Here is a 5142-nt window from a genome sequence, read left to right as displayed (position 1 = left end):
CCGCCGGTGGCAACATGTTTGAAACCGAGCTCTACGCCAACCTTTTCAAGGGAACGGTGCTCGTGGAATTGGATCGGGTGGGGGTATGGAGAAGCCGTTACGAGCTCATACTCCCGAGCAAGCAAGAAGACCCCAAGAAACGTGACGAGGAAGAGAAAAAGTCTGATCAGAAAATGGCACAAGAGCTATCTGAAATTTCTTTTGTATCCATTCGGAACCTACCTGCTCCTTTCCGCGGCTTCGTCGCCGAACTTAAAGCGCCACAAAAGAAATTGCGCTTGGAGACGCTCTTTGAAGCCCTGAACCTCCTTTGGGGTGGTGGGCGCACGGCACGGATGCTAGCGGATCTTTCGCCAAAATTTATTGCCTACAGTCGGCTCAAAGTCAAGCATCCAGTATTTCTGGAAGCGCTCGTGGCGCAATATGAAGGCAACAAATACAGGTTGGAGTTGGAGCCACTAGAAAATGCCCTTAATAAATTTACCGGCTATCGCGAGCATACACTCTTTGGTCTGGAGCCAGGCATTTTCGGCAATGAAGAAGAAATCCGAGAAGCCTTAAAAGACTATGGTGGAGTGCTAACTGTCCACGAAGCCATCGCAAAAGCCAAAGAGGATGTGGCTGGGCTATGGAAAGAGTCCTCCGCGTAATAGTACGAGCACCAGTAGCATCATTTCGGCGTCCGCTGGACCACAACTACCAGCGGACGCTACCGATGCCGCCTCCGACGACGCTGGTAGGTATCGCCGGCGCAGCGCTGGGGCTTTCGGATCGGGAGCTATGGGCGCAAGATAGCCCTTTCCGGAAGGCAAAGGTTGCTGTCTGGATGGATGTTGAGCCCGGGCGTACTCGCGACATGTGGACTTTGCTTAAAATTAAGGGCAATAAGATGGAACGCTCGCCCTATATGCGGGAGCTCCTGTTTTTTGTGCGTTACACGCTGCTTTATGGCGGCGATGAAGCTTTTCTTCAGCGACTGGAGCAAGCCTTTCGTGATCCCGTCTATCCACTTTCATTGGGCAGAGAAGACGAGCTGCTCTTAATAGAGGAGATTGCCGTGGATACGGCTTCCGAAGGCAAACCGCGTTTTCGGGGAACGGTAATCCCAGGTGACGTTCGGCAGATGCGTATCCGCCCTGTGCTGCAGCCGGGCATTCACTTTGAACCTCCAGTAGTAGAAACCTTGCCTTTGAGCTTTGTCGTGGACGCTAAAAGGATACGCCATCCCCAAGGCCCGGCAACATTGAGCTTTCTTCCTCTGGGGGTGGAGCTGGAAATAGAAGAGCCTCGAATACCCGCTTTACAATGTCTGGGGAGGAACTTCGCATGGATGAACTCTTAGCCAAGCCAGACGTTCCACTCATAGACCATCTGTGGAGCGTTCTACGTTTGGGTGACCACAAAGAGGAAATCGGCCTCTAATATGCCTGAGGCAATGGATACTTTTTCAAAATGCTTGAGATTCACTTCCACCCACTCGCTGCTTCGACCTCGAAGCCCATCAGCGATGATGATTGGGGCAGGAACCGCAGGATACCCGAACCCGTGGAAGAGCGCCGTTTCAACGTGGTCCACCGCATTGTGCCGGAAGCCTGTGTAGAGAGTATTCGTATCGGTCAGAAAGGGCTTTCCTCCCATCTCACGAATGGTCTCCACGATGACTCGGACAAACACCGGGCGGATGAACCCGTGGTTGCCCCGCTCGCCAAAGTGGAGCTTCACGGCTACGAGGTCACCTGAAGAGAGTTTTCCATCAAGGAGCTTTTGCACGCACTTTTTCAGGCGGCGGAGGACTGAATTCTCCTCATTCTCTGCCCTGAGGCTTACAAAGTACACTGTCGAGGCCATACTCCATCCCCCTTTCCCGTGCTTCAGAAGCACAAGAACTTCAAAGTAGCAACCCCCAAGACCACAACCGGAAAAACCCGGTCCAACAAACACCTAAGGGGAGTCAGATTTCTCTGACTCCCCTTAGGTGCAAGGAGGGGAAAGACTTCTATTAAGGAGGTGCTAGTGGGGTACTCTATTCACTTTTCGAGAAGAATTATAAAGGCAAAACCCTTCCCCGTCAAGAGGTGGGCTAAGAATTTGTGTAGATCGACCAGAGTTTCGTTCACAGCATATACGAAACCACGACCCTGCAGTGACCGTTCTTTCCTCATCGGTTGCCGGAAGCAAAAGGAGTAGTCTCCCTGAAGCCCTTGACATGCATCCTCTTCCTCTCTATCCTTAGGTAAAAATTAGATGTCGAAATAAGTGGTGGACATGACTGGTAGCGAAAAAGACTCTCTACACGTGCTCTTCCTCCAGGTCCTTCGGTACCACTTCATCAGGTACCACCACCTCCTTGGACGAATTGGGCTCCACCGGGGGCAACCTCTTGTGCTCGGGCTCCTCTGGGAGAAGGACGGGAGGACTCAGGGGGAAATAGCCGAAGCCCTGTGTCTTCGTCCTGCAACGGTAACCGTGGTTCTTCGCAGGATGGAGAAGGCAGGTCTTCTGGAGCGGAAAAGCGACCCCGAAGACCTCCGTGTCGTCCGGGTGTACCTTACCGAGCGAGGGAGAGCACTTGAGGGAGACGTCAGAGCTATTCACGACACCCTTGAAAAGGAGTGTTTCCGCAACTTCACACCAGAAGAAAAAGCCCTCCTTCGGAAATTCTTCATCCGCATGCGGGAAAACCTGAGAGCAATCGTCGAGAAAGAGACTCCATGAAACGTCTCCTTGCCTACCTCAGGCCATACTGGAAAGCCGTCATACTTGCTCCCCTTTTCATGGTTGTTGAGGTCATCTGCGACCTTGCCCAGCCTGCGCTCCTTGCCACACTTGTGGACCGGGGCATTGCCCGGGGAGATATTACTCTTGTCCTCCGAACCGGAATCTCTATGGTTATCCTTGCGCTTGTAGGTATGGTGGGTGGGATAGGTTGCACGGTTTTTGCGAGCCTCGCGAGCCAGAACTTCGGCAAAGACCTCCGCAGAGACCTTTTCCAGAAAATCCTCTCCTTTTCCTTCGCCGACCTCGACCAATTTCCTCCCGGAACGCTCATCACCCGCCTCACAAACGATGTTACAGCGCTCCAAAATGTCATCCTTGCTGCCTTACGCATCGTCGTTCGGGCTCCTCTCCTTTTCCTTGGGGGAACGATTATGGCAGTCATCATGGCGCCACGGTTTTCTCCCTTCATTTTTACTGCTATTGCCCTCGAGATTGCTATTTTCCTCATCCTCTTCAGAAAGGGCGTTCCTCTTTTCGCCCAGGTTCAGAGAAAAATCGACCACCTGAATACAGTTATCCGGGAAAATCTTGCCGGAATCAGGGTAATCCGCGCTTTTGCGCAATCGCTTCGAGAAAAGAAGCGTTTCTTCGAAGCCTCCAGGGACCTTGCCGAGGCTACCGTGCGGGCATTTCTTCCCATGGTTACCCTCTTCCCTCTGGTCATGCTCGTCATGAACCTCAGCATTGTTGCCGTTCTTGGCGTCCTGGGGAAACTCGCCATTGCAGGAAAGACAGAGGTCGGATCCATCATGGCTCTGACGAACTACGTCTTCCAGATTCTCTTCTCCCTCATGATGATTGCACACATTTTGACCTTTGCGAGCCGGGCAAGCGCATCAAGCAGAAGAGTCATCGAAGTCCTCGAAAGGGAGACCACCATTAAGAATCCTCCTTTTCCTGACACGACCCCAATAGCAAAGGGGGAAGTAGTCTTCGAAAATGTTTCCTTTTCCTACGGCAAAAAACCAGCCCTTGAGGGCATCTCCTTTGTGGCCCATCCTGGGGAAACCGTGGCAATTGTTGGAACCACAGGCTCAGGAAAATCGACACTTCTTCACCTTATCCCCCGTTTCTACGATCCCTCCTCCGGACGCATTCTCATCGATGGGGTCGATATCCGTGCAAAAGACCTTGAGGTCCTCAGAAAAGCCGTGAGCATCGTCTTCCAGGAACCTCTCCTCTTCTCGGGAACGATAGAGGAGAACATCCGCTTTGGAAATGAAAATGCTTCCTTTGAGGATGTAGTCGAAGCAGCGCAAATTGCCCAAATTCATGACTTCATCCTGAGCCTTCCCGAGGGCTACGCAACCCGTATAGGCCAGCGGGGCGTTACACTCTCCGGAGGACAAAAGCAGCGCCTCACCATAGCCCGGGCTCTTTTGAAAAAATCCCCCATTCTCCTCCTTGACAACTGTACGAGTGCTGTGGATGCCGCTACTGAGCGGCGTATCCTCGAAGGGCTCATGCGCTGGAAAGTCCCCTGCACGAAGTTCATCGTAACTCAGAGGATTCCATCCATCACAAAAGCTGACCTCATCCTCGTCCTCGACCAGGGCAGACTCATCGCCTCAGGGAAACACGAAGAGCTCCTCGTGACTTCTCCCCTCTACCGGGAAATGTACTACCTGCAGGCCGAAAAGGAGGAAAAAGTCCATGTCTCATGAGAAAAGGACAGAACAAGTTCCTCCCCTGCCCTTTCGCAGAAGACCCGGCCACTTCCCGGTACCCGCCGAGCAGCCGAAGGACCTCTGGAAGACCCTTCGAAGGCTCTGGGAGTACTTGAAAGATGAAAGGCTCCGGATTGTCCTCATTTTCCTCTGCGTCGCGGCCTCGTCTTCTGGCTTTCTCATCGGACCTTACCTCATCGGAAAGACCATCGATGAGGCTATCCTCACGAAGAATCTCCAAACCCTAACCCGATACCTTCTCCTCCTTGCTGCCTTGTACCTTGCGACCTCTTTCTTTTCTTTCCTCCAGGAACGCTTAGCCGTTACCTTGGCCCAGAACGTTGCTCTCAGGCTTCGGAATGAAACTTTCTCCTTCCTCCATACCCTTCCTTTGCGCTTTTTCGATACCCACGAACACGGGGACATCATGAGTCGCCTCACCAACGACATCGACAATATCAGCAGTACCTTAGCAACCACTGCAACTCAGTTCGTTGCAAGCCTTGTAACCCTTGGGGGAACGGTGGGGTTCATGTTCGCCATGCATTGGGAGCTTGCCTGCATCGCCTTAGTGACTGTTCCCCTGAGTCTTCTTGTGACACGATTTGTAGCCCGGAAGACCCGAGAAACCTTCTTTACCCAGCAGACCATCCTTGGGAGCCTTACGAGCACCATCGAAGAGGATATCACGGGGCTT

Annotated in this window: 4 protein-coding genes and 2 pseudogenes (1 of these 6 only partly in view); 5 read left to right on the top strand and 1 reads right to left on the bottom strand. The window is 52.7% G+C overall.

What is annotated here, in order from left to right:
- Window positions 1–650 (top strand): annotated as a pseudogene (gene cas7i, locus H5U36_06755) (type I-B CRISPR-associated protein Cas7/Cst2/DevR) (it extends 354 nt beyond the left edge of the window).
- Window positions 629–1342: a CRISPR-associated protein Cas5 gene (gene cas5, locus H5U36_06750; protein ID MBC7217825.1), complete on the top strand. Its 714-nt coding sequence runs from the start codon at window positions 629–631 to the stop codon at window positions 1340–1342. The pseudogene cas7i and the gene cas5 overlap by 22 nt, the downstream one beginning before the upstream one ends.
- Before the next feature lie 50 nt (window positions 1343–1392).
- Here cas5 and H5U36_06745 read toward each other — a convergent pair.
- Window positions 1393–1848 (bottom strand): annotated as a pseudogene (locus H5U36_06745) (DUF362 domain-containing protein).
- 417 nt (window positions 1849–2265) lie between these two features.
- On the opposite strand from H5U36_06745, the gene H5U36_06740 reads away from it, so the two are divergent.
- From H5U36_06740 to H5U36_06730, 3 genes are all read left to right on the top strand, one after another.
- On the top strand, window positions 2266–2715 hold the full coding sequence (locus H5U36_06740) for a MarR family transcriptional regulator (GenBank protein MBC7217824.1): 450 nt from the start codon (window positions 2266–2268) through the stop codon (window positions 2713–2715).
- Entirely contained in the window at window positions 2712–4442 is a 1731-nt protein-coding gene (locus H5U36_06735) for an ABC transporter ATP-binding protein (GenBank protein ID MBC7217823.1), read from the top strand. Before H5U36_06740 ends, H5U36_06735 begins: the two co-directional genes overlap by 4 nt.
- Window positions 4432–5142: ABC transporter ATP-binding protein (locus H5U36_06730; protein MBC7217822.1), on the top strand; the 711-nt coding region annotated here is incomplete at its 3' end. The genes H5U36_06735 and H5U36_06730, both read left to right, overlap by 11 nt.

The organism is Candidatus Caldatribacterium sp. (assembly GCA_014359405.1).
GTDB lineage: Bacteria > Atribacterota > Atribacteria > Atribacterales > Caldatribacteriaceae > Caldatribacterium > Caldatribacterium oleiphilum.
Note: the sequence above shows the minus strand (reverse complement) of the source record. Positions and strands in the feature narration are given on the sequence as shown.